We start from the raw sequence: 21,926 nt of genomic DNA on the forward strand, positions 1-21,926 counted from the left end.
AGCGGACGACGACCGACAATCCGCAGGGCCTGCGGCAATTCGATGAAAGCGGACGCGGCCCTACTCCGCCGCCATCGGCATCTCGTCCATATGCTCGTGCAGCACCACGCCGGCAAGCGGATCGAATTCACCGATCCACGGCTTTCGCGCCAGCACCGATCTCGTGTGGGCGTAGCCCGCAAGCCAGCGCCGCGTAATGCCTGACGGACTGAAATCGATATCCTTGGTATGGGTTTCGCGATCGAGTTGCGGCGCCAGCAGCCGCACCACATGCATGCGGGTCGGACAGCCGTAGCTCATCAATTCCCTCACCGCGGGATCGTTGCGCTCGCTCTCGGGCAACCGCGCGGCAAGCTGGTTGATGACGTGGCGCAGGCGATGGGCCTGCTGCTGCCGCACGATCTGGCTCGCGATGCGGCTGGAGTACTGCACGTCCTTATGGCGGTTCAAGACCTCCGCCATCGTGGTCGGCTCGGCGCCGACGGAATTCCACAGATGCACGGAGAAAATCAGCGAATCCCTGCGTGGATTGTCGTCGAATACGGCCTCCGTCGGCGTGTTCGACAGGATGCCGCCGTCCCAATACAGCTCGCCATCGATGCGCACCGCCGGGAAGGCCGGCGGCAGCGCGCCCGAAGCCATGACATGCTTCACCGTCAGCTCGCCGTCGCGGCTGTCGAAATAGCGCATTTCGCTGGTGCCGACATGAGCCGCACCGACCGTCAGTCGCGGCGCGCAGCGATTGGCCAGATCGAAATCGACCAGCTCGCTCAGCGTCTTCTCCAGTGGCGCGGTCGAATAGAAGCCGGCGTGATCGGCGCCGAGTGGAAAGGAATCTCCCGCATGCGCCAGCGGGTTGGGCCGGAAGAAGCCGGGAATGCCGTTGGTGACAGTCGACAAATAGGCGAGCTTCTCGCTGAAGTCGGGAAAGGCGCCACCCAGAGCCCAGACCGGATTCTGCTCCATCCGCTTCCAGAACTCCTTCAGGCGCGCGAGCCTGTTTTCCGGCGCATTACCGGCGATCAGGCTCCCGTTGATGGCGCCGATCGAGGTGCCGATGACCCAGTCCGGCTCGATCCCGGCCTCGTGCAGGGCCTGGTAGACGCCCGCCTGGTAGGAGCCGAGCGCACCGCCGCCTTGCAGCACCAGCACGACCTGTCCCGGCAGATCGTTAGCCCCGCACACTCCGACATTTTTCTGCATGCTCGTCACGCTCCTGCTCCGGAGAGCCTGCCCCGTCGCTTCTACGCAAAATCCTCCGGCATTGTTACGCCCGGCGACCGCCGGCCGTCCAGCGACCATGTCCGAAAAGGGCAGCGCGGAACCAACGGTTAACGCTTGGCTGGGGCGTCCTGCGGCGGCTCGTCGTCGGCGATGGCGCGCCAGGCCGCGCCGTCGAGATCGTCATATTGGCCGCTCCGCAGCGACCAGAGGAAGGCGACGAGGCCGGCGCCTCCGAGCATCAGCGCCAGCGGCACCAGGATGACCAGGATTTCCATCACACGATCTCCCGCGCAGCTCCGCGCGCGCGCAACGAATTCAGCATCACCAGGATCGAGGATCCGCTCATGGCTGCCGCCGCAATCAGGGGCGTCACTACGCCGCTGATTGCCACCGGCACGGCGAGGACGTTATAGCCGATCGCCAGCCAGAGGTTCTGCCGCATCAGATACAGCGCCTTGCGGGAGGCGTCGATCGCGGCGACGACAGGCACCAGCGGCCGGCCGAGGAAGACGAGATCGGCGGTCGCCTGGCTGAGATGCGCGGCCGAGATCGGCGACATCGAGACATGGGCCGCCGCCAGCGAGGGCGCGTCGTTCATGCCGTCGCCGACCATCAGCACTTTGGCGCCGCGCCGCTTCAGTTCCTCGATCCGTGCGATCTTGTCGGCCGGCGTGACGCCGGCGCGCCATTCGGCGATGCCCAGCGCATGGGCCGCCGCGATCACCGCGGGCTCGCGGTCGCCGGAGAGAATCTCGATGCCAATATTGCGCGCCCTCAACGCCGCGATCACGGCCTGCGCGTCCGGCCGCAGGCCCTGGCGCACCGAGAGGATGAACTTCTCGTTGCCCTTGCTGAAAGCCACGATGGAGGCCTCAGGATCGAGCGTTGCCCCGCCGACCATCGCCTCGGCGCCGCAAAAGGACGGACGGCCTAGGCGAAGCTCGACACCGTCCACCACAGCGCGCACGCCCTGCCCGGCCTCCTCGACCGCGCCAACGATCGGCGACCTTGCACCGGCGGCCTGCGCGACGGCGGCGGCAACGGGATGGTGGCTCGACAGCGCGAGCCGCCCGGCAAGTGCAAAAATGTCGGCGGGAATATCGGCCGCGTTCATCACTTCGAGATCGGGCAGCGTCAGCGTGCCGGTCTTGTCGAAGATGACGTGGTCGGCCTCGGCGAGCCGCTCGATGGCGTCGCCGGAATTGAGCAGCACGCCAGCTTTGAACATCGCGCCCGAGGCCACCGTCTGCACGGTCGGGATCGCGAGCCCGAGCGCGCAGGGACAGGTGATGATCAGCACGGCCACGCCGGTCACGATCGCATCGTGCCAGCCGGCGCCCGCGATGACCCAGCCCAAAATGGTGATCAGCGCGGTCGCATGCACGACTGGCGCGTAGAGCCGCGAGGCGCGATCTGCGAGCCGCATGTAGCGCGAGCGTGCCTGCAGCGCGTTGTCGAGCAGCCGCGTGATCTCGGCGAGCAGCGTCGCCTCCGACGCCGCCGAGACCCGCACCCGCAGCGTGCCGGAGATGTTCATGGAGCCCGCATAGGCCGCCGTGCCCTGCTCCGCCGTGACATACAGCGTCTCACCGGTGATCAGGCTCTGGTCGATCTCGGAGCGTCCCTCGATCACGGTGCCGTCGACCGCGCAACGCTCGCCGGGCCGGAGCAGCACGATGTCGCCGGGATGGATCGCCGCGACCGGCACCTGCGAAATCTCGTCGGGCCCGACGAACTTGGCCGCCGTCTCCGCCTTCAGCGCGGCGAGATTGCCGGCGACCGCGCGGGTCCGCCGCCGCATGTTCTGGTCGAGGAAGCGGCCGACCAAAAGAAACGTGAGCAGCATGATCGCCGCGTCGAAATAGGCGTGCTCGGCGTGATGGATGGTCTCGACCACGGACATGCCGAGCGCAAGGCACACCCCGATCGAGATCGGCACGTCCATGTTGGTGGTCTTGGCCGACAGTGCGCGCCAGGCCGAGCGGAAGAACGGCTGGCCGGCATAGGCCGCCGCCGGCAGCGCGATCAGCGCCGACAGCCAGTGGAAAAAGTCGCGCTGCTCCGGCAGCATGTCCGAGACGTTGCCGGACCAGACCGGGATCGACAGCATCATCACGTTCATGGTGGCGAACGCGGCGACGCCGAGGCAGCGCAGCAGGAAGCGCGATTCCGCAACTTCCGTCGCTTCCGCACTCTCGGTCTCGTAAGGATAGGCCTTGTAGCCGAGTTCCTCGAGCCGATCGATGAAGCGGGCCGGGTCGAGCGTGCCCTGCTTCCATTCCAGCGCGACGCGGCGGTCGGTGAGATTCACGCGCGCCAGCGTGACGTCGGGGATGGCCGACAATCCGCGCTCGATCTTGGCCATGCAGCCGGCGCAGTGAACGCCCTCGACCGCGAGATCGATGTGCTTGATACCCTCGCCCGCGGCCCGGACGTAATGCGAAAAATCCCGCGTGACCTGCATGACGAATTCCCTCAGTTCAGGATCACGCGGTTGCGCGACATGAACACGCGTGTTCCTCGCGCCTCGCCTTCGATCACGAGATCCCACTGCCCCGGCGCAACCGACGCGGCATTGCCGCGGTAGATGCCGATGTCGGCCTCCGAGAGCTCGACCTGGAGATCGGCGCGCTTGTCGGTCGGCCGCTCCAGGCGGCCGCCGAATTTCAACCCGCTCATCGGCTGGCCTTTTGCGTCGCGCGCGTCGACCTGCAGCGTAGCCGCACCATCGGCGCGGCGCTCGATATGGGCGCTGACCTGCCATTTGCGCGCGGCCTGGTCCTGCGCCGCCGAGATCTCGCGATCATAAGTGAGGCCAGCGGCATAGGGGCTGTCGACGTCGGTGCCGGGCAGCGTCGCGATCGCGAGCTTCATCATGGTCACGTTGACGCCGATCACGAGCCCGAAGAAGGCGACCAGCATCAGGAACACTTTTGTTCCGGTCAGCGGCTTGGTGGCCATGGCAGTCTCCTGATCCTAGGGCGAGACGAAATTGTCGGTGGCGGTGGCGACCTCGCCCAGCCCGATGTCGGTGACGTGGAAGCGAACAGGAACCGACTTTTCCGGATTGCTTTCCGCCGGCGCAGTGACGAGCAGGCGCAGCTCGCTGGTGGAGTCGCGCGGGATCACGATCATCGGCCTATCCGGCGTCACGGAATCGATGCCGACGACATGCGTGGTCAGATTGGCCGGACCGTTGGCGTCGATCGCGATGACGCGGTCATAGCCGCTCTTGTTCAAGAGCCGCACCGTATAGGCATTGCGGATCGAGCCATCGCTGAGCCTGACCGCGACCGGGTTGCGGTCGTGCAGCACGTTGACGTCGAGCAGGCTACGGGTCGCGAGCGTGTAGATCATGATGCCGCCGACCGCCGCGATGATCGCGCTGTAGGCGACGGTGCGGGCCCGGACGATGCGGTAGACCGGCGCCTTGCCTTCCTGGCGGCGCTGGATGTTGATGTCGTTGTCGTAGCCGATCAGCCGCTTCGGCCGGCCGATCTTGGTCATCACGTTGTCGCAGGCGTCGATGCAGAGTCCGCACTGGATGCATTCGAGCTGCGGCCCGTTGCGGATGTCGATGCCGGTCGGGCAGACCGCGACGCATTGATAGCAGTCGACGCAGTCGCCGACGTGTTCGCCGAGCGCGCGCAGCTCGATTGCCTTCTTCACCGAAGTGCGCTTCTCGCCGCGGTCGTAGCGATAGGTGACGTTGAGCGCCCATTCGTCGGTGAGCGCGGCCTGGATGCGCGGCCACGGGCACATATAGGTGCAGACCTGCTCGCGCATGAAGCCGGCGAGCACATAGGTCGTCGCCGTCAGGATGCCGATCCAGATATAGGCGATCATCGGCGCCTGGAAGGTGACGAGCTCCTTCACCAGCGTCGGCGCGTCGTTGAAATAGAGCACCCAGGCGCCGCCGGTCCACCAGGCGATCAGGAGCCAGATCGAATGCTTGAGCACGATCTCGGAGATGCGCTCCAGCTTCATCGGATCGGACGACTTGTCCTTCTTCATTCGCTCGCGCCGGTCGCCTTCGACCAGCCGCTCGACCGCATAGAACAGATCGGTCCACACGGTCTGCGGGCAGAGATAGCCGCACCAGATGCGGCCGCCGACTGAGTTCATCAGAAACAGCGCCACCGCGGCGACGATCAGCAGGCCGGTGAAGTAGTAGATTTCCTGCGGCCACAACTCGATGAAGAAGAAGTAGAAGCGGCTGTTGGGAAGATCGATCAGCACCGCCTGGCTCGGAGCACCGATGCCGCGATTCCAGCGCACGAACGGCAGGAAGTAGTAGACGCCGAGGCAGAACGCCATCAGCCCCCATTTGATTCGGCGGAACGTGCCGGAGACGCTCTGGGGATACACCTTCTTCTGGGCTACGTAGAGCGGCCCATTGTCATCGTTCGATGTGAGGTCGTTCGGGTTCACGGTCTTGTTCATCGCCAAGAAGCTTCTCGAAAAGGTGCGATTAAACCTAGACCCGGCGCGAGCGCGTCAGTTGATCCAGCTCAAGCGGGGACACTTTTGTTCGCCCCCGCTTGTCGCGAGCAGGCTATTTGCCACCGCCCAGCGAGTGGACGTAGACCGCCATCGCCTTGATGGTGGCAGGATCGAGCCGCCCTTCCCAGGCCGGCATCACACCGGCACGGCCCAGGCTGATGGTCTCGATCAGGCTCGCTTCGTCCGAGCCGTAGAGCCAGATCTTGTCGGTCAGATTCGGGGCGCCCATCTCGGGGTTGCCCTTGCCGCCGTCACCGTGACAGGCGACGCAATTCTCGGCAAAGATCTTCTCACCCTTGGCGGCATCAAAGCCCTTGCGGGTCGAGAGGCCCGACAGCGACCGCACGTAATTGGCGACCGTGACGATCTCTTCCGGCTTCAGCACGCCGTCCTTGCCAAAGGCGAGCATCTGGCCCTCATGCGCCTTGGCATGGCCGGAACGCGCGCCGAACTGGATGGTCTGCATGATCTGGTCGAGCGTGCCGCCCCACAGCCAGTCGTCGTCGTTGAGATTCGGAAAGCCCTTTGCGCCGGCGCCGCCGGAGCCGTGGCATGGCGCGCAATTGTCGCCGAACACGGTCTTGCCCTTGGCTCGCGCAAGCGCCAGCAAGGCCGGGTCCTTCTCGATGTCGGCGAGCGAAGCCGCGCCTAGCGCCGCCATCCTGTCACCCCGGATCTTCTCGAGGTTGGCGAGCTCCACCGCGACGTCGGCGCGCGAGGAATAGCCGAACAGGCCCGTGGTATTGCTGGAGATCAGCGGCCAGGCCGGATAGACGATCCAGTAGCCGATCGCCCAGACGATGGTGAGGTAGAATGAGATCACCCACCAGCGCGGCAGCGGCGTGTTGAGCTCCTTGATGCCGTCCCACTCATGTCCGGTCGTGGACTTGCCGGTGACGGAATCGATGTCGCCATGATGTTCGGTCATGATCTCTTACTCCTCCCGCAACGGCAGGCGCGCCGCTTCGTCGAAAGCGGCCTTGTTGCGGGGCCATAATGCGTAGGCGATGATCGCGAGAAAGATCGCGACGAACACCGGCGTCCAGATCGTGGTCACCAGACCGGACGCGAGATTGTCGAGTGTCAGGATGGCTTTCATCGGTGATGCCTTCTCAGCGAAGATTTGCTTTCTCGTTGTAGAGCTTGAAGTCGACCAGCGTGCCGAGCATCTGCAGATAGGCGATCAGCGCGTCCATCTCGGTCGGCGTGCCGGCCTTGCCGTCGAAATTGCGCACGACGGCCTTGGCGTAGCGCTTCCCGAAGGCGTCTGAGCCGGCATTGTCGGGATCGGCCTGGGCCTTCAGATCGGCGCCTGCGTTTGCGATCTGGTCGTCGGTGTAGGGCGTGCCGATGGCCTTGAGCGTCTTCATGTGGTCGGCGATCGTATCGGGATCGACCTCGGTCTGGCTCAGGAACGGATAGCCCGGCATCACCGACTGCGGCACGATTGCGCGCGGGTTGGTCAGATGGGTCACGTGCCAGTCGTCGGAATATTTGGCGCCGACGCGGGCGAGATCGGGACCGGTGCGCTTCGAGCCCCACTGGAACGGGTGGTCGTACATGCTCTCGGCGGCGAGCGAGAAGTGGCCGTAGCGCTCGACCTCGTCGCGCAGCGGGCGGATCATCTGCGAATGGCAGAGATAGCAGCCTTCGCGGACATAGACGTTGCGCCCCGCGAGCTCCAGCGGCGTGTAGGGCCTGACGCCGTCGACCGCCTCGATCGTGCTCTTGAGGTAGAACAGCGGAGTGATCTCGACGAGACCGCCGATCGCGATCACCAGCAAAATGCCGACGATCAGGACGATCGAGTTCTTTTCAAAGATTTGATGGCGTGTCCAGAACGACATGGAAAGCTCCTCATTCCGCCGGCTGAAGCGCGACGGGCATCTGGACTTCCACTTCGCCGACGCGAACGGTCATCCAGAGATTGTAGGCCATGATCAGCGCGCCGATCAGGAACAGCCCGCCGCCGGCGGCGCGGATGATGTAGAAGGGATGCATCGCCTCGACGCTCTCGATGAAGGAATATTCGAGGAAGCCGAGCGAGGTGTAGGCGCGCCACATCAGGCCTTGCAGGATGCCGGACACCCACATCGCCGAGATGTAGAGGACGATGCCGAGGGTCGCGATCCAGAAGTGCCAGTTGACGAGCTTCAGGCTGTAGAGGCCCTTGCGATTCCATATCCACGGCACCAGGCAGTAGAGCGCGCCGAAGGAGACGAAGCCGACCCAGCCGAGCGCGCCGGAATGCACGTGGCCGATGGTCCAGTCGGTGTAGTGGCTGAGCGAGTTCACCACCTTGATCGACATCATCGGGCCTTCGAAGGTCGACATGCCGTAGAAGGCGACGGAGACCACGAGCATGCGCAGCACGGGATCGGTGCGCAGCTTGTCCCAGGCGCCCGACAGCGTCATCAGGCCGTTGATCATGCCGCCCCAGGAGGGCATCCACAGCATGATCGAAAAGGTCATGCCGAGCGTCTGCGTCCAGTCGGGCAGCGCCGTGTAGTGCAGATGGTGCGGGCCGGCCCAGATGTAGAGGAAGATCAGCGCCCAGAAGTGGATGATCGACAGCCGGTAGGAATAGATCGGCCGCTCCGCGCGCTTCGGGATGAAGTAGTACATGATGGCGAGGAAGCCGGCAGTCAGGAAGAAGCCGACCGCGTTGTGGCCGTACCACCACTGGAACATCGCGTCCTGGATGCCGCCCCAGGCGACGTAGGATTTCGAGCCGAACACCGAGACGGGGAGCGCGGGATTGTTGCCGAGATGCAGGACCGCGATCGTCACGATGAAGGCGAGATAGAACCAGTTCGCGACGAAGATGTGCGGCTCCTTGCGCTTGATGATCGTGGCAAGGAAGACCAGCAGATAGGCGACCCAGACGATGGTGAGCCAGAGGTCGGCATACCATTCCGGCTCGGCATATTCCTTCGACTGGGTGACACCGAGCAGATAGCCGGTGCCGGCGACCAGGATGAAGAAATTGTAGCCGATCACGACGAACCAGGGCGCGAGGTCGCCCGCAAGGCGCACCCGGCAGGACTTCTGCACGACATAGAGCGACGTGCCGATCAGCACGTTGCCGCCGAAGGCGAAGATCACCGCGGAGGTGTGCAGCGGACGCAGCCGGCCGAAGCTGGTCCAGGGCAGATCGAAGTTCAGTGCGGGCCACGCCAGCTGCGAGGCGATGATGAGGCCAACGAGGAAGCCGGCAATGCCCCAGAACATCGCCATGACGGCGGTGAACTTGATCGGACCCATATTGTAGTTGGGGCGGCCGTTGATCTCCGCCGGCGGCAGCGCCGCCGGACGATCGAAGTAGCGGTTGATGATGCCAAAGACCACAGCCAAGCTCGCCGCTGCGCTGAGCGCGGCATGGAAGGCAAAGGCCGAATCGAGCGCCTTGGCCGAGGCGATCACGCAAAGGAAGGCGGTGACTGCGAACACGATGGCCAGGCCGCTTTCACCGATGGTCATGGATTTGGAGATGGAGGGCTGGCTCATGCGGATTCTCTCTGAAAGAACACGCCGCCAGAAACCACATTCGACCTCGCGGCGAATTGATTGAAATCAAGACAGGTGGATTTCTATTCGGGTGAGTGATGCGGCGCCCGCCAGTTGAAGTGCCCTCTCCCCTTATGGGAGAGGGCAGCGAGGACGGTGCCGCGCACTCACTTGGGTGAGCGGTTGGCTCCGCACGGAGAGTCTTTCGGTGGAGAGAACCCCTCATCCGGCGCTTCGCGCCACCTTCTCCCACATCCGCCTTCGCCAAGGCTTCGGCGGACATGAGGGGAGAAGGAAGGAGTCACTCCCGCGCCGTCGCCTTGAGCGCCTTGATGACGTCCTCGCGGGCGATGATTCCGACCAGCTTTTCCGCGCCGTCGAGCACGATGATGCTCCTGATGCGGTGCTCGACCATGATCTGGAGCACGCGCGTCAGCCGCGTGTCGGGGCTGACATAGATGAACTCGGGCGTCATGACGTCGCCGATCCTGCGGCTCATCAGGTCGCGATAGTGCGGCAGCATCTGGCTCGGCGAGAACGCGAAACACTTCAGGATGTCGAACTTGGTAACGATGCCGACCACCTGCCCGTCGTCCTCGACCGGATAGGAGTTGAAATCATCACGCTCGAACATCTCGCTAAGCGCGAGCAGGTCGTGGTCGCGCCGCACCGTCGTGACGTTGCGCGTCATGTAGCTGTCGACGGTCTCTTCAAGAAATTTGTACACGGCGCGTCCTCCTCGATTAGCTTTTGGGCCGGGCGGCCGTCAGTGCGACAGCAGCACGCTGCGGGCGGATTGGGTGACCAGATATTCGGTGACGCCGCCGAGGATCAGCTCGCGAAAGCGCGAATGACCATAGGCGCCCGCCACGATCAGGCCGGCCCCAAGGTCGCCGGCGACCTGCTCCAACTGCGCGGCAGCGGTTGCGTTCCGCACGGCCTCCGAGACGCGTGCGCTCGCGGTGACGCCGTGACGGGCGAGCCAGGCGGCAACGTCGGTGACGCCGGCCATCACCGCCGAACGGTCGTCGTCGCGCTCCGGGATTTCGACGATGGTGACGTCCCTCGCCTTGCGCAGCAGCGGCAGCGCGTCGGCCACCGCGCGCCGCGCCTCCGGCGTGTCCTTCCACGCCACCAGCACGCTGCGCAGGTCGAGCCAGTTGACCTTGTCGGGAACGACGAGAAGCGGGCGGCCGGCCTGCATCACCAGGTCCTTGGGGCTCGCGAGCGCGAACGCATCGGAGAAGGCCGGGCTCTGGCCGCCGCTGACGATGATGTCGGCACATCGTGCCTGCGCCAGCACGAAACGGGTCGGAAAATCCATGGCGCCGCGCCACTCCACGCGGCCGCCGCGCGCCTTGGTGGCGGCGCGGAATTGCGCCTCCAGATCGGCAAGGCGCTTCCTGATGGAGGCTTCCTCCTGATCGATCAGGCTCTGGGCTTCAGCGCCGTCGGTGAAATAGAGCGGCGGCGCGAACTGCCCTGCGGCAACCCCGATAATGGCCGCCTCGAATCGCTCGGCGAGTTCGCCCGCGACCTGAAGGCGCGCCTCGTTGGACTGGTCGAGCGCCAGGCTGACCATCACGGTCGCGTAAGTCATTGGGATTCTCCGCTCAGCTATGAACTGGCGCGAAATCTAGCCTCGCCGTGACGGGGCAGGATGAGGTAGATCAAATCGCCGGGCGCGACCTTGCGGGAAATCCGCCAATGGAATCAGACATCCGAACTTGCCTCGGGCCGGTCCATGGGCGAAATTGCGGTCATGTTCGCGGCACCACGCCCGCCGCGCGAAGATGGGAGTCATCGATTGTCGCCGACCCGCGTAACGCATCCGCCAGACGACAGTCGCGGCGAGCATTTCCGGGTCCGGATCGAGGGATTCGGCGTCGGCACCTGGGATCTCGACCTCGCGACGCGCGAACTGGAGTGGTCGGAAACCGCGAGGATGCTGCTCGGTATCGAGCGGGGCCAGCCGGCAAGTTACGACCTCTTCCTGTCGCGCCTCGAGCCCGGTGACCGCGCGCGCGTCGAGAACGCGATCAAGCAGGTCTCCGAGCATGGCGGCGGTTTCGACGTCTCCTTCAGGATTTCCGCCAATTCCGGCCGCGGCAAATGGATCAGGGCGCGCGCCGGATTGATTCGAGACGAATCCGGCGTCGCGCGCCATCTCAGCGGCATCTTCCTCGATATCGACGAGGAGAAGCAGGTCGAGGAAGCCCTGCGCACGCGTGAGACCCACCTCCGCTCGATCCTTCACACCATTCCCGACGCCATGATCGTCATCGACGGCCGCGGCATCATGCAACTGTTCAGCACCGCCGCCGAGCGCCTGTTCGGCTGGTCCGAGCAGGAGGCGATCGGCCAGAACGTCAGCATCCTGATGCCGGAGCCCGACCGCACCCGCCACGACAGCTACATCGCGCGCTATCGCAGCACGAACGATCCGCACATCATCGGCATCGGCCGCATCGTGACCGGCAAGCGCCGCGACGGCACGACCTTTCCGATGCACCTGTCGATCGGCGAGATGCAGTCCGGCGGCGAGCCCTATTTCACCGGCTTCGTCCGCGACCTCACCGAGCACCAGCAGACCCAGGCGCGGCTCCAGGAATTGCAGTCCGAGCTCGTCCACGTTTCGCGGCTGACCGCGATGGGCGAGATGGCCTCGGCGCTTGCCCACGAGATCAACCAGCCGCTGGCGGCGATCAGCAATTACATGAAGGGATCGCGGCGGCTGCTGGCCGGCAGCACCGATCCCAACACGCCGAAGATCGAAAGTGCGATGGATCGCGCCGCGGAGCAGGCCTTGCGCGCCGGCCAGATCATCCGCCGCCTGCGCGACTTCGTCTCCCGCGGCGAGTCCGAGAAGCGGGTCGAGAGCCTGTCCAAGCTGATCGAGGAGGCCGGCGCGCTCGGGCTTGCCGGCGCGCGCGAGCAGAACGTGCAGCTCCGCTTCAGCCTCGATCCCGACGCCGATCTCGTGCTCGCCGACCGCGTGCAGATCCAGCAGGTGCTGGTCAATCTGTTCCGCAACGCGCTGGAAGCGATGGCGCAGTCGCCGCAGCGCGAGCTCGTCGTCGCCAACACCCGCGTCGGTGACGACATGATCGAGGTCGAGGTGTCCGACACCGGCTCCGGCTTCCAGGGCGACGTCATTCCCAACCTGTTCCAGACCTTCTTCACCACCAAGGAAACCGGCATGGGCGTGGGACTGTCCATCAGCCGCTCGATCATCGAGGCTCACGGCGGACGCATGTGGGCCGAGAGCAACCCATCAGGCGGCGCGACATTCCGCTTCACTCTCCCGGCAGCCGATGAGAATTGATCCATGACGACCAAGGGACATGTCTACATCATCGATGACGACGAGGCTATGCGGGACTCGCTGAACTTCCTGCTGGATTCCTCCGGCTTCGGCGTCACCCTGTTTGACGATGCGCAAGCCTTCCTCGATGTCCTGCCCGGCCTTGCCTTCGGCTGCGTCGTCTCCGACGTGCGCATGCCTGGAATCGACGGGATCGAGCTGTTGAAGCGGATGAAGGCGCAGCAAAGCCCGTTCCCGATCCTGATCATGACCGGTCATGGCGACGTGCCGCTCGCGGTCGAGGCGATGAAGTTGGGGGCGGTCGACTTTCTCGAGAAGCCGTTCGAGGACGACCGCCTCATCACCATGATCGAGACGGCGATCCGCCAGGCCGAGCCGGCGGCGAAGAACGAGGCGATCTCGCAGGACATCGCCGCCCGCGTCGCCTCCCTCAGCCCGCGCGAGCGCCAGGTCATGGAAGGGCTGATCGCGGGCCTCTCCAACAAGCTGATCGCCCGTGAATACGACATCAGCCCCCGCACCATCGAGGTCTACCGGGCCAACGTCATGACCAAGATGCAGGCGAACAGCCTCTCGGAGCTGGTCCGGCTGGCGATGCGCGCCGGGATGCTGAAGGATTGAGGCAGGTCAAAATCATTCTCCCGGGCCGTGCTAGCCAAAGGGGATGATCGAGATCGGCTCGCACCAACAGCGGCTTCCAGTGACGTCATCCGCAAAGCCCACCGTCTACGTGGTCGACGACGATGCCGCCGTGCTGGGATCCCTGCAATTCCTGCTGGAAACCGACGGCTTTGCCGTGCGGACCTTCAGGAATGCCACGGCGCTGCTGAATGCCAGCGGCGCGCCCGGCGCGGACTGCTACGTGATCGATTACAAGATGCCCGACATCAACGGCATCGAGCTGGCCGGCCGGTTGCGCCAGTCCGACGAGGGCACGCCCGTGATCCTGATCACCGGCTATCCCGATGGGAATATCTCGGCCCGGGCGGCCGCAGCAGGCGTCAAGGACGTGATTTTGAAGCCGCTTCTCGACGAAACCCTGGTCAAGTCCATCCGCCACGCCATCCAGGGCGGCCGCGGCAACTGACCTACGGGGTTCTACGTAGGTAACCTCCCTTAAGATATCTCGCGAAATTTTCGAAGCGCCCGAACCCGCGTACCAAAGCGTCATCACAACGGAGATGGCGCAGATGCTGACCGAGACGCTCAACACCCAGGCGATCAACACGCAAATTCGTGGCAAGATTGCTCCTGCCCATCCCGTCTCCGACCAGTTCGGCGCGATCGCCGGCCATGTCGGCCTCGTCGCCACGGAGTTCTCCTACCGCAAGGACGAGGAGATCTACGGCGAGGACGAGCCGGCCGAATATGTCTACCAGGTCATCACCGGCGCGGTGCGCAGCTACAAGCTGCTCTCCGACGGCCGCCGCCAGATCGGCTCCTTCCATCTTCCCGGTGACGTGTTCGGCCTTGAATCCGGTCCGAGCCACCGCCTCGCCGCTGAAGCCATCATCGACACGACCGTGCGCCTGGTGAAGCGCGCGAGCCTGGAGAAGGCCGCCAGCACCGATGTGCAGGTCGCGCGCAAGCTCTGGGCCATGACCGCCGGCGAACTACGTCACGCCGAGGACCACATGCTGCTGCTCGGACGCAAGACCGCGATGGAGCGCGTTGCAACCTTCCTGCTCGAGATGGACCGCCGCCTTGCGGTAGCCGGCATGATGGCACTGCCGATGTGCCGCCGCGACATCGGCGACTATCTCGGCCTCACGCTGGAGACCGTGTCGCGCGCGCTGTCGCAGCTTCATGCCCAGGGTATTTTGGGATTTTCCGGCGCCCGCCAGATCGTGCTGCGCAACCGTCAGCGCCTGCACAATCTCGACGCCTGATTTCTGTCTTCCTCCCCACCCGCTTTGGCCGGCTGAATTCGTTCAGCCGGCCAATTTTTTCGGCGCGATCATGCCGGTGCGCCGGGTTTCCGGCATCACAAAGAGGATCAGCAAAAGCCCGGTCGCGGCGACGCCGGACAGCCCGATGAAGGCGGTGGCATTGCCGAACTTGTCGCTGACATAGCCGCCAAGCGCCGTGCTCAAGGACGCCCCGATGCCGGTCGCGGTCCCGACAATGCCTTGCGCCAGATTGAAATGGCCGCTGCCGAAGGCGACGTCGGCCACGATCAGCGGGATCATCACCGCGAACACCGCCGCCGTGATGCCGTCGAACACCTGCACCGCGACCAGCAGATAGGGATCGCGCACGGTCGCAAACAGAAGGCCCCGGATCGTCAGCGCAGCGAATCCGATCAGCAGCAGCGGGCGCCGGCCCCAGAGCTGCGCCTTGCGCCCGACCGTCGGCGACAGCAGCGCCACAATCGCCTGCGGCACGACGATGCAGAAGGCGACGAGCACGGTTGCCCACTGGCTCGACCGCGCCGTCACCGCGCTCGCCATCAGCGGCATCATCGCGGCGTTCGCCAATTGCAGCAGCAGCACGCTCAGCGCGAAGACGATGAGCGGGCGTTGCCGGATCAGGTGCCAGAGATTGGTGTCGCCTGGAACCGGCGCCTCGCGCGGCATCTCGCCGTGACAGCGCGCGATGTCCACTTCCTCCTCGCGGATGCGCGACAGCGCGATCAGGGTCGGAATCGCGAGCAGGAAGGTGACGAGGAACACCGAGCGGCTCGACAGGAGATAGCCGGCCGTGCCCATCACGGCGGCGGCGACGCCGTTGCCGAGGGACGCAAAGCGCGCATTGCGGCCGAGCCGCTCGCCGATCGCAAGCGGACCGACCAGGCCGAGGCTGATCGCCGCGATCGCCGGCCCCAGCACGCAGCTCGCCGCCGCATGCAGCGTGGCCGCAGCAACCACCACGGGGAAGATCGGCATCGCCGCATAGGCGAGCGCGCAGAAGCCGATGGTCGCTATCGCAAGCGCTGCGACCAGCCGCTCGGACTTCGCGGCATCGATGATCGCGCCACCGGGCATCTGTCCGATCAGCGCGACGATGCCACCGATCGACAGCACGAGGCCGATCTCGACCTGGGTCCATTTCTGCGTCGTGAGGTAGACCGCGATGAAGGGGCCGAACCCGGTCTGCACGTCGGCGAGGAAGAAGATGAACCAGTCGAGGCCGCGCAGGCTCTGGCGCGACGGCGCCGGAAGGCCCGCAGGCGGCGGCGCGGCAACGTTGTACCGTTCAACGCGGCTATCGCGATCTGCGTGGTTCGGCGTCCTCGACAACAGCACCGGCGGCCATCCCTCCCCGCGCCTCACTGAATCGCTTGCAGCGGCTGCAGGCTGCCGGACGCGCCGAGCACCACCATCGGCGTGTCTTCCTTGTATTCCGGCGCGGCTGCGACCTGCGCCTTGGTCAATTCCAGTGTGATGCTGTCCTTCTTGTTGGCAATCTTGCCGAACCGCATCGCGTTCCAGTCCACCACGATCTTGCGGCTACCGACGCCGAGGAAACCGCCGAAATCAATCACGGCGGCGCGCACGCGGCCGGCGCGGTCGACGATGATGTCGACGATGCGGCCCATGTCCTCGTCGGCTGCGCTGCGCACGTCACGGCCGAGCACGCCATGGGCGTCGCTCGCACCGATGATGGTCACGGACGGCGGCGGCGCGGCGTCCTTCGGCGTGACCGGCACGGTGGAGGTCGACGGCTGCACCGCGGCCGGCGCGTTCGCTTCGCTGGGGGGCGTCGTTGGGCCCGCGGGCGGTTCCTCCGCGGCACGCGATGCGGCGACCGTCAATCCCGCGACGATCGCTGCGCTCAGAACCAACCATCCGGCGGTACGCATAAAACCCTCCTCGCAGGCGCCGCTAGCGTGCCAGCACGATCGAGACCTGGATCTGGCCGCGCGTGCGCAAGACCTCCAGCGCGACGTCGTCGCCGTGACGACTGACGCGCAGATCCACGCTGGAATTGCCCAATCGCAGATCGCGCAGGATCACCTCGTTCAGGAACGCCGGCAGATGCGGATTGCGCAGGCGAATCTCGCCGCGCGCGACGTCGAACTCGATGCCGAGCGCTGCCTCCAGCAGCGTGAATGGCGTCGCGCTGGCCCAGGCCTGCGGCGCGCAGGCGACCGGATAGAGCGTCGGGCCGCGCCGCTTCTCGCGCCGGAAGCCGCAGAACAATTCGGGCAGCCGCCGCAGGTCCATGTATGTCGCCGCGTCGAACAAGCCCTTGAAGACATGCGCCACCGAATGCTTGAGGCCGTAGCGCGCGAGCCCGAGCGCGATCAGCGCATTGTCGTGCGGCCAGATCGAGCCGTCATGATAGGACATCGGATTGTAGCGCACCTCGCCTTGCGCGACCGTGCGGATGCCCCAGCCCGAGAAGAAGTGCGGCGCCATCAGATCGGCGGCGACGAGACGTGCGCGGTCCTCGCGGATCATGCCGCTGAACAGCACCTGCCCGGCGTTGGATGTCCGCACCTTGCAGGGCCGCTTCTTGCCGTCGAGCGCGAGCGCATAGGTACCGAGCTCCTCGCACCAGAATGCCTTCTCGAACCGCTCGGCCAGCGCCTTGGCCTCGGTCTCGAGCTTTTTGGCGAGGTCCGGCTTGCCGAGCCGCAACGCGCAACGTGCGGCGAGCTGCTTGGCGGCAAAGACGTAACCCTGCACCTCGGCAAGGGCGAGATTGCCTTCCGCAAGCTGGCCATCGGCATGGAAGATCGCGTCATACGAGTCCTTCCAGCCCTGGTTGGCGAGGCCCTTTTCGGTGGCGCGCTGGTATTCGACGAAGCCGTCCCTGTCGGGGTCGCCCGGGCCGTCGATCCAGGCCAGCCCCGCCTCGATCGCCGGCCACAGCTCGGTCAGGGTCTTTTCGTCGCCGGTGCGCTCGAAATAGCTTCCGGCGAGCAGCACGAACAAGGCGGTCGAATCCACGCTGCCGTAATATTGCGCGAACGGCACCTCGCGGAGCGCAGCCATCTCGCCGCCACGCATCTCGTGCAGGATTTTTCCGGGCGCCGCATCGTTCAGCGGATCGACCGTCTCTGCCTGAAAATGCGCGAGCCGCCGCAGCACGCCCTTCGCGACCCGCGGATCGATCCACAGCATCTGGAGCGCGGTGATCAGGCCGTCGCGGCCGAACGTCGTCGAGTACCAGGGAATGCCGGCATAGGGATAACGCCCCTGCGGCGTCTCCGTCATGAGCATGTTGAGGTCGGCCATGGCCTGGCACAGCACCTCGTTGAAGATGTTGTTCGACGTCTCGATGCTGGCCATGCCCTTCGTTGACTGGCGCATCTCGCGGCGATGGGCGAGCAGGCCCCTGAAGAAGCGCGCGGGCTTCTCCGCGATCGGCCGGTTGCAGGACACCGCCACGAAAAGGGATTTCGACTGGTGCGGGTCCAGGTCGAGCTGCCAGGTCGCGGCATTCACCGACAGCCGCGTCGGACGCGGGTCGAAATGCAGGCCGGTGGTACGCACGGCATCGTCAAGCCCGCGATAGTGGAACAGCACGTCGGTCGGCCCGAGCAACTTGCTGGTGCCGGTCCCGCGGTGCGGGCGCCGCTCGCCGCGCACCTCGAACAGATCGGCAAAGTCGCTGTCGAACAGCAGCGTCAGCTCCGGGCTGGCGCGACGGTCGCCATGGTTCTGCACGCCGATGCGCTGATAGGCCGTGCCGCGCCACAGGAAGATCGTGCGCACGATGTGCAGCAGGTCCTTCTGCAGCACGATGCGGCCCTGGCGATAGATATCGGGATTGGTGAGATCGACGGTCAGGGCCGAATTGTCATCGCGAAGATTCGAGCCGAGCAGCAGCGGCTGGAGATCGTCGAGCACGAGCTCCAGCCGCGCCAGATAGCGCGTGTCGCAGTTGAACAGGCCGTCCGGCCCGCCCGCGGAGGCGCCGATGTCACCATGGCTGTCCAGCACGATGAAGGTGTCGTCGTGCTTGAGCGACCGACGGGGCCGCGCGGCGGGCCCCGTCATCGGAATGTAGAACGCCTGCTCCGCGACGGCCTCCTCCGTCTGCGTTACCGAGATGATCTGGGTTACGGCTTCGGCTGCCATGAGCTGCTCCCCTGCGGCCAGTTTTTCGAACGCGACCAACGCAAACGCAACTGTTGGACTTACGCGGCGAACTTCGCCAGCCGGCTCATCTCCTGCGTCACCAGCTCACGGTAGGGGCCGTGGCCCTGCATCAGGCGGTCGGGCGCGCCGTCCTCGATGATCTTGCCATTCTTCAGCACCAGGACGCGATCGAAATTGCGCAGCGTCGCCAGCCGGTGCGCGATCGCGATCACGGTACGGCCGCGCATCAGGCGCGACAGCGCCTCGCGGATCGCCTCCTCGGATTCGCTGTCGAGCGCGGCGGTCGCTTCGTCCAGCAGCAGGATCGGCGCGTCCTTCAGGAAGGCACGCGCGATCGCGATGCGCTGGCGCTGGCCGCCGGACATCTTGACACCGCGGTCGCCGACCATGGTATCGAGACCTTCCGGCAGGCTGTCGATGAAATCGCAGCGCGCCGCGATCGCCGCGCGCAGCACCTCGTCGTCGGTCGCGTTCGGACGGCCGTAGCGGATGTTCTCGCGGATGGAGCGGTGGAACAGCGAGATATCCTGCGGCACGACCGAGATGGCCTCACGCAGGCTCAGCTGGGTCACCTTGGAAATATCCTGGCCATCGACGGTCACGCTGCCTTCATCGACATCGTAGAACCGCTGCAGCAACGTGAACAGGGTCGATTTCCCTCCGCCCGACTGGCCGACCAGGCCGACGCGCTGGCCGGGCTGAAGCCGCAGGCTGAACCGTTCAAAGATTTTTTCGCCGCCGGGATAGCCGAAGGTGACGTTGTTGTACGCGATCGCGGCGCCGCTCTTCATCAGCGGCTCGGCCTCGGGATGATCGCGCAATTCATGCGGCACGAGCAAGGTCGCGATCGCCTCGGTCAGGCGCGCGACGTGCTGGGTGACATCGACCAGCGCCACCGCGAGGTCGCGCGTCGCGTTGAGAATGGAGAGGCCGAGCGTACAGACCAGCACGACATCGCCGGTGGTCGCCTCGCCCTGCTGCCAGAGCGTGATCGCCCAGGCCATCAGCGCAACCGTCAGGACGACCGTCACGCCGGCATGCGTGAGCCGCAGCTTTTCCAGATAACGCAGGCTACGGCCGCGCGCGGTCAGTTCCCGGTTCACCGTCGCGTCGAACCGCTCGTGCTCATGGCCGATGCCGCAGAAGGCGCGGACCAGCGGCATGTTGCTGATGACGTCGATCATCTCGCCGTCGACGACGGCGGCCTTGTCGGCAAAGTCGTCATGCAACGGCTTGCCGGCTGCGGCCAAATGGAACATCGCTATCACCATACCGCCCGCGACCACGATCAGGCCGAGTGCCATATAGGGACTGACGGTTCCAATCAGCCCGATGGCCGCAATTGTGGCGATGCACGGCGGCAACACATTCCAGACGAACATGTTCTCGACCGTGAACACCGCGTTTGAGGTCGCGGTGATACGGCTCGTCAGCATGCCCGGCATGCGATCCGAGAAATAGCTCGGCGCGTGTCCGGTTAGATGACGAAATATGTCACGGCGTAAATCGCCCGTGACACGAACGAAGGTGAAGCTCGCGGTCCAGCTCGCGATCCGCCACAGGAAATTATCGGCAGCGATCAGCGACATGAGTAAAATGAATGCCAGCCATACGCTGCCACCGTGCGAAGTTCCCGCGGACAGGCTGTCGACCAGGGATTTGACGCCGTATTGCGTGCCCACGGAACAGGCAACGGCTGCAACGACAGCGGTCAGGATCACGAGATGCGATGCCGGCCGTCGTCGCAGATAGCGCAAGACAAAGGCAAATGGCCTGCGCGCGTAACCAGAAAGATGATCCATGTGACTGCGACCCCGTCGTATTGATTTCGATTTTTCTATTAGCCGATTGAACATCGACCGCTTCGCCTCGGTTCCCGGGCCGGGCCATCACGACATGCGGATGCGGACGATGTGAGAAGAGGAGATGGCAGCATCGCGGCCGACTGAAGTGTGTCGAAGAAGTAACGTTCGTTGAAGGAACTTCGCAATTGCGAGAACGTTCCCTCGTCTGGCATGCCGGTGCCGAGACACGGCGGGGGTTTTACTTCCATGATCACAGAGGAGATGGCGAGATGCGCATCGCGCAGGTAGCTCCGTTGACTGAGGCTGTTCCACCCAAGCTGTATGGCGGCACCGAGCGGGTGGTGCACTGGTTGACGGAGGAGTTGGTTGCCCTTGGACACGATGTCACGCTGTTCGCCAGCGGTGACTCGCAGACGTCGGCGAAGCTGGACGCACTTTGGCCGCGGGCGCTTCGCCTCGACGGTTCCGTGCGTGATCCCAACGCGCTGCATATGGTGCTCCTGGAGCGCGTGCGGCAGAAATGTGACGACGAGGAGTTCGACTTCCTCCACTTCCATCTCGACTACTATCCATGGTCCCTGTTCCACCGGCAGCCGACCCCGTTCGTGACCACGCTGCACGGCCGGCTCGACCTGCCGGAGCATCAGCCCGTGTTCAACACCTTCTCGAAAATGCCTGTCATCTCGATCTCGAACGCGCAGCGCAGGCCGGTGCCGCAGGCGAACTGGGTGACGACGATCCAACACGGCCTGCCGGAGACCTTGCTGACGCCGAAGCCGGCGAAGCAGGAATATCTCGCCGTGCTCGGCCGCATCGCGCCAGAGAAGGGCGTTGACCGCGCCATCAAGATCGCGATGCATTGCGGCATCCCGCTGAAGATCGCGGCCAAGGTCGATCGCGCCGACCAGGACTATTACGACGAACTGATCAAGCCGATGATCCAGAACAATCCGCTGGTCGACTTCATCGGCGAGATCGGTGACCACGAGAAATCCGACTTCCTGAGCGGCGCGCTCGGCCTCCTGCTGCCGATCGACTGGCCGGAGCCGTTCGGTCTCGTGATGATCGAAGCGATGGCTTGCGGCACGCCGGTCGTCGCCTTCAACCGCGGCTCGGTGCCCGAGATCATCGATGAGGGCCTCACCGGCTTCGTGGTCGAGGACATCATCAGCGCCGCCGGCGTCGTCAAGCGCCTGCCGCAACTCGATCGCGCGGCCATCCGCAAGCAGTTCGAGAAGCGCTTTACGGCGCGGCGGATGGCGCTGGATTATCTCGCGGCCTATCGCAGCCTGACGGAAGCGCAGGCGCCGCGGATCAAGCTGGTGAGCAGCGCGGAGTAAGGGCCGCTTTCACCTCACGACACACTGTCATGCCCCGGCTTGACCGGGGCATCCAGTACTCCGCGGCTTCTCGGCTCAAGCACTGCGGTCTCTGGAATACTGGATCGCCCGGTCAAGCCGGGCGATGACAGCGAGAGTGCGGAGGGCGATGCCAGCAAGAACGAGGCGAGCG

Annotated in this window: 20 protein-coding genes; 5 read left to right on the forward strand and 15 right to left on the reverse strand. The window is 65.0% G+C overall.

Annotated features, from left to right (window positions below):
* Positions 1-60: 60 nt before the first annotated feature.
* From AB7Z56_RS33020 to AB7Z56_RS33070, 11 genes are all read right to left on the reverse strand, one after another.
* Positions 61-1,203, reverse strand: coding sequence for a patatin-like phospholipase family protein (locus tag AB7Z56_RS33020; RefSeq protein WP_441256731.1), 1,143 nt, complete (start codon positions 1,201-1,203; stop codon positions 61-63).
* 128 nt (positions 1,204-1,331) lie between these two features.
* A complete protein-coding gene (gene ccoS, locus AB7Z56_RS33025; RefSeq protein WP_063984819.1) occupies positions 1,332-1,499 on the reverse strand; it encodes a cbb3-type cytochrome oxidase assembly protein CcoS in 168 nt (55 codons plus the stop codon).
* Positions 1,499-3,688, reverse strand: coding sequence for a cation-translocating P-type ATPase (locus AB7Z56_RS33030; protein WP_063984820.1), 2,190 nt, complete (start codon positions 3,686-3,688; stop codon positions 1,499-1,501). The genes ccoS and AB7Z56_RS33030 overlap by 1 nt, the downstream gene beginning before the upstream one ends.
* A gap of 11 nt (positions 3,689-3,699) precedes the next feature.
* Positions 3,700-4,185 (reverse strand): FixH family protein, encoded by a 486-nt coding sequence (locus AB7Z56_RS33035; RefSeq protein ID WP_063984821.1) that lies wholly within the window; start codon positions 4,183-4,185, stop codon positions 3,700-3,702.
* A 15-nt stretch (positions 4,186-4,200) separates the two neighbouring features.
* Positions 4,201-5,667 (reverse strand): cytochrome c oxidase accessory protein CcoG, encoded by a 1,467-nt coding sequence (gene ccoG, locus AB7Z56_RS33040; RefSeq protein ID WP_063984822.1) that lies wholly within the window; start codon positions 5,665-5,667, stop codon positions 4,201-4,203.
* Between the two features lie 112 nt (positions 5,668-5,779).
* On the reverse strand, positions 5,780-6,655 hold the full coding sequence (gene ccoP / locus AB7Z56_RS33045) for a cytochrome-c oxidase, cbb3-type subunit III (protein WP_063984823.1): 876 nt from the start codon (positions 6,653-6,655) through the stop codon (positions 5,780-5,782).
* A gap of 6 nt (positions 6,656-6,661) precedes the next feature.
* The gene (locus tag AB7Z56_RS33050; protein ID WP_014497064.1) at positions 6,662-6,826 is read right to left on the reverse strand and encodes a CcoQ/FixQ family Cbb3-type cytochrome c oxidase assembly chaperone; all 165 of its coding nucleotides are present in this window, start codon (positions 6,824-6,826) and stop codon (positions 6,662-6,664) included.
* Between the two features lie 13 nt (positions 6,827-6,839).
* Positions 6,840-7,574: a cytochrome-c oxidase, cbb3-type subunit II gene (gene ccoO, locus AB7Z56_RS33055; RefSeq protein WP_014497065.1), complete on the reverse strand. Its 735-nt coding sequence runs from the start codon at positions 7,572-7,574 to the stop codon at positions 6,840-6,842.
* 10 nt (positions 7,575-7,584) lie between these two features.
* Positions 7,585-9,234, reverse strand: a complete 1,650-nt coding sequence (ccoN, locus tag AB7Z56_RS33060) for a cytochrome-c oxidase, cbb3-type subunit I (RefSeq protein WP_063984824.1) — start codon at positions 9,232-9,234, stop codon at positions 7,585-7,587.
* A 301-nt stretch (positions 9,235-9,535) separates the two neighbouring features.
* Positions 9,536-9,961 (reverse strand): CBS domain-containing protein, encoded by a 426-nt coding sequence (locus tag AB7Z56_RS33065; RefSeq protein ID WP_063984825.1) that lies wholly within the window; start codon positions 9,959-9,961, stop codon positions 9,536-9,538.
* 39 nt (positions 9,962-10,000) lie between these two features.
* The gene (locus AB7Z56_RS33070; RefSeq protein ID WP_231144398.1) at positions 10,001-10,834 is read right to left on the reverse strand and encodes a universal stress protein; all 834 of its coding nucleotides are present in this window, start codon (positions 10,832-10,834) and stop codon (positions 10,001-10,003) included.
* 207 nt (positions 10,835-11,041) lie between these two features.
* Between AB7Z56_RS33070 and fixL the strand changes: the two genes are divergently transcribed.
* The 4 genes from fixL (at position 11,042) to AB7Z56_RS33090 (ending at position 14,448) form a co-directional block, all read left to right on the forward strand.
* Complete coding sequence (gene fixL, locus AB7Z56_RS33075; RefSeq protein WP_063986575.1) at positions 11,042-12,559, forward strand: sensor protein FixL; 1,518 nt, start codon at positions 11,042-11,044, stop codon at positions 12,557-12,559.
* 3 nt (positions 12,560-12,562) lie between these two features.
* Positions 12,563-13,180, forward strand: a complete 618-nt coding sequence (fixJ, locus tag AB7Z56_RS33080) for a response regulator FixJ (RefSeq protein ID WP_063984827.1) — start codon at positions 12,563-12,565, stop codon at positions 13,178-13,180.
* 43 nt (positions 13,181-13,223) lie between these two features.
* On the forward strand, positions 13,224-13,646 hold the full coding sequence (locus tag AB7Z56_RS33085; RefSeq protein WP_063984828.1) for a response regulator: 423 nt from the start codon (positions 13,224-13,226) through the stop codon (positions 13,644-13,646).
* A gap of 103 nt (positions 13,647-13,749) precedes the next feature.
* Entirely contained in the window at positions 13,750-14,448 is a 699-nt protein-coding gene (locus AB7Z56_RS33090) for a helix-turn-helix domain-containing protein (protein ID WP_063986576.1), read from the forward strand.
* 42 nt (positions 14,449-14,490) lie between these two features.
* On the opposite strand, the gene AB7Z56_RS33095 is transcribed toward AB7Z56_RS33090, so the two are convergent.
* Genes AB7Z56_RS33095 through AB7Z56_RS33110 form a run of 4 tightly spaced genes read right to left on the reverse strand, consistent with a single transcriptional unit; the run spans position 14,491 to position 20,411 of the window.
* A complete protein-coding gene (locus AB7Z56_RS33095; protein WP_063984829.1) occupies positions 14,491-15,804 on the reverse strand; it encodes an MFS transporter in 1,314 nt (437 codons plus the stop codon).
* Positions 15,805-15,827: 23 nt separating this feature from the next.
* On the reverse strand, positions 15,828-16,361 hold the full coding sequence (locus AB7Z56_RS33100) for a PRC-barrel domain-containing protein (RefSeq protein ID WP_063984830.1): 534 nt from the start codon (positions 16,359-16,361) through the stop codon (positions 15,828-15,830).
* A 22-nt stretch (positions 16,362-16,383) separates the two neighbouring features.
* Complete coding sequence (locus AB7Z56_RS33105; protein WP_063986577.1) at positions 16,384-18,588, reverse strand: amylo-alpha-1,6-glucosidase; 2,205 nt, start codon at positions 18,586-18,588, stop codon at positions 16,384-16,386.
* Between the two features lie 59 nt (positions 18,589-18,647).
* Positions 18,648-20,411, reverse strand: coding sequence for an ABC transporter ATP-binding protein (locus AB7Z56_RS33110; protein WP_028150105.1), 1,764 nt, complete (start codon positions 20,409-20,411; stop codon positions 18,648-18,650).
* Positions 20,412-20,683: 272 nt separating this feature from the next.
* On the opposite strand from AB7Z56_RS33110, the gene AB7Z56_RS33115 reads away from it, so the two are divergent.
* Entirely contained in the window at positions 20,684-21,754 is a 1,071-nt protein-coding gene (locus AB7Z56_RS33115) for a glycosyltransferase family 4 protein (RefSeq protein WP_063984831.1), read from the forward strand.
* Positions 21,755-21,926 lie beyond the last annotated feature (172 nt).

Source organism: Bradyrhizobium sp. 482_C4_N1_8, assembly GCF_052075965.1.
In the GTDB taxonomy this organism is placed as follows: domain Bacteria; phylum Pseudomonadota; class Alphaproteobacteria; order Rhizobiales; family Xanthobacteraceae; genus Bradyrhizobium; species Bradyrhizobium barranii.

Coding starts and splice junctions, on each gene's coding strand:
- AB7Z56_RS33035 (WP_063984821.1), bottom strand. CDS start 4,185: ATGGCCACCAAGCCGCTGACCGGAACAAAAGTGTTCCTGATGCTGGTC.
- AB7Z56_RS33020 (WP_441256731.1), bottom strand. CDS start 1,203: ATGCAGAAAAATGTCGGAGTGTGCGGGGCTAACGATCTGCCGGGACAG.
- AB7Z56_RS33115 (WP_063984831.1), top strand. CDS start 20,684: ATGCGCATCGCGCAGGTAGCTCCGTTGACTGAGGCTGTTCCACCCAAG.
- AB7Z56_RS33100 (WP_063984830.1), bottom strand. CDS start 16,361: ATGCGTACCGCCGGATGGTTGGTTCTGAGCGCAGCGATCGTCGCGGGA.
- ccoP (WP_063984823.1), bottom strand. CDS start 6,655: ATGACCGAACATCATGGCGACATCGATTCCGTCACCGGCAAGTCCACG.
- ccoG (WP_063984822.1), bottom strand. CDS start 5,667: ATGAACAAGACCGTGAACCCGAACGACCTCACATCGAACGATGACAAT.
- AB7Z56_RS33110 (WP_028150105.1), bottom strand. CDS start 20,411: ATGGATCATCTTTCTGGTTACGCGCGCAGGCCATTTGCCTTTGTCTTG.
- ccoN (WP_063984824.1), bottom strand. CDS start 9,234: ATGAGCCAGCCCTCCATCTCCAAATCCATGACCATCGGTGAAAGCGGC.
- fixJ (WP_063984827.1), top strand. CDS start 12,563: ATGACGACCAAGGGACATGTCTACATCATCGATGACGACGAGGCTATG.
- AB7Z56_RS33050 (WP_014497064.1), bottom strand. CDS start 6,826: ATGAAAGCCATCCTGACACTCGACAATCTCGCGTCCGGTCTGGTGACC.
- AB7Z56_RS33105 (WP_063986577.1), bottom strand. CDS start 18,588: ATGGCAGCCGAAGCCGTAACCCAGATCATCTCGGTAACGCAGACGGAG.
- ccoS (WP_063984819.1), bottom strand. CDS start 1,499: ATGGAAATCCTGGTCATCCTGGTGCCGCTGGCGCTGATGCTCGGAGGC.
- AB7Z56_RS33085 (WP_063984828.1), top strand. CDS start 13,224: ATGATCGAGATCGGCTCGCACCAACAGCGGCTTCCAGTGACGTCATCC.
- AB7Z56_RS33070 (WP_231144398.1), bottom strand. CDS start 10,834: ATGACTTACGCGACCGTGATGGTCAGCCTGGCGCTCGACCAGTCCAAC.
- AB7Z56_RS33090 (WP_063986576.1), top strand. CDS start 13,750: ATGCTGACCGAGACGCTCAACACCCAGGCGATCAACACGCAAATTCGT.
- ccoO (WP_014497065.1), bottom strand. CDS start 7,574: ATGTCGTTCTGGACACGCCATCAAATCTTTGAAAAGAACTCGATCGTC.
- AB7Z56_RS33030 (WP_063984820.1), bottom strand. CDS start 3,688: ATGCAGGTCACGCGGGATTTTTCGCATTACGTCCGGGCCGCGGGCGAG.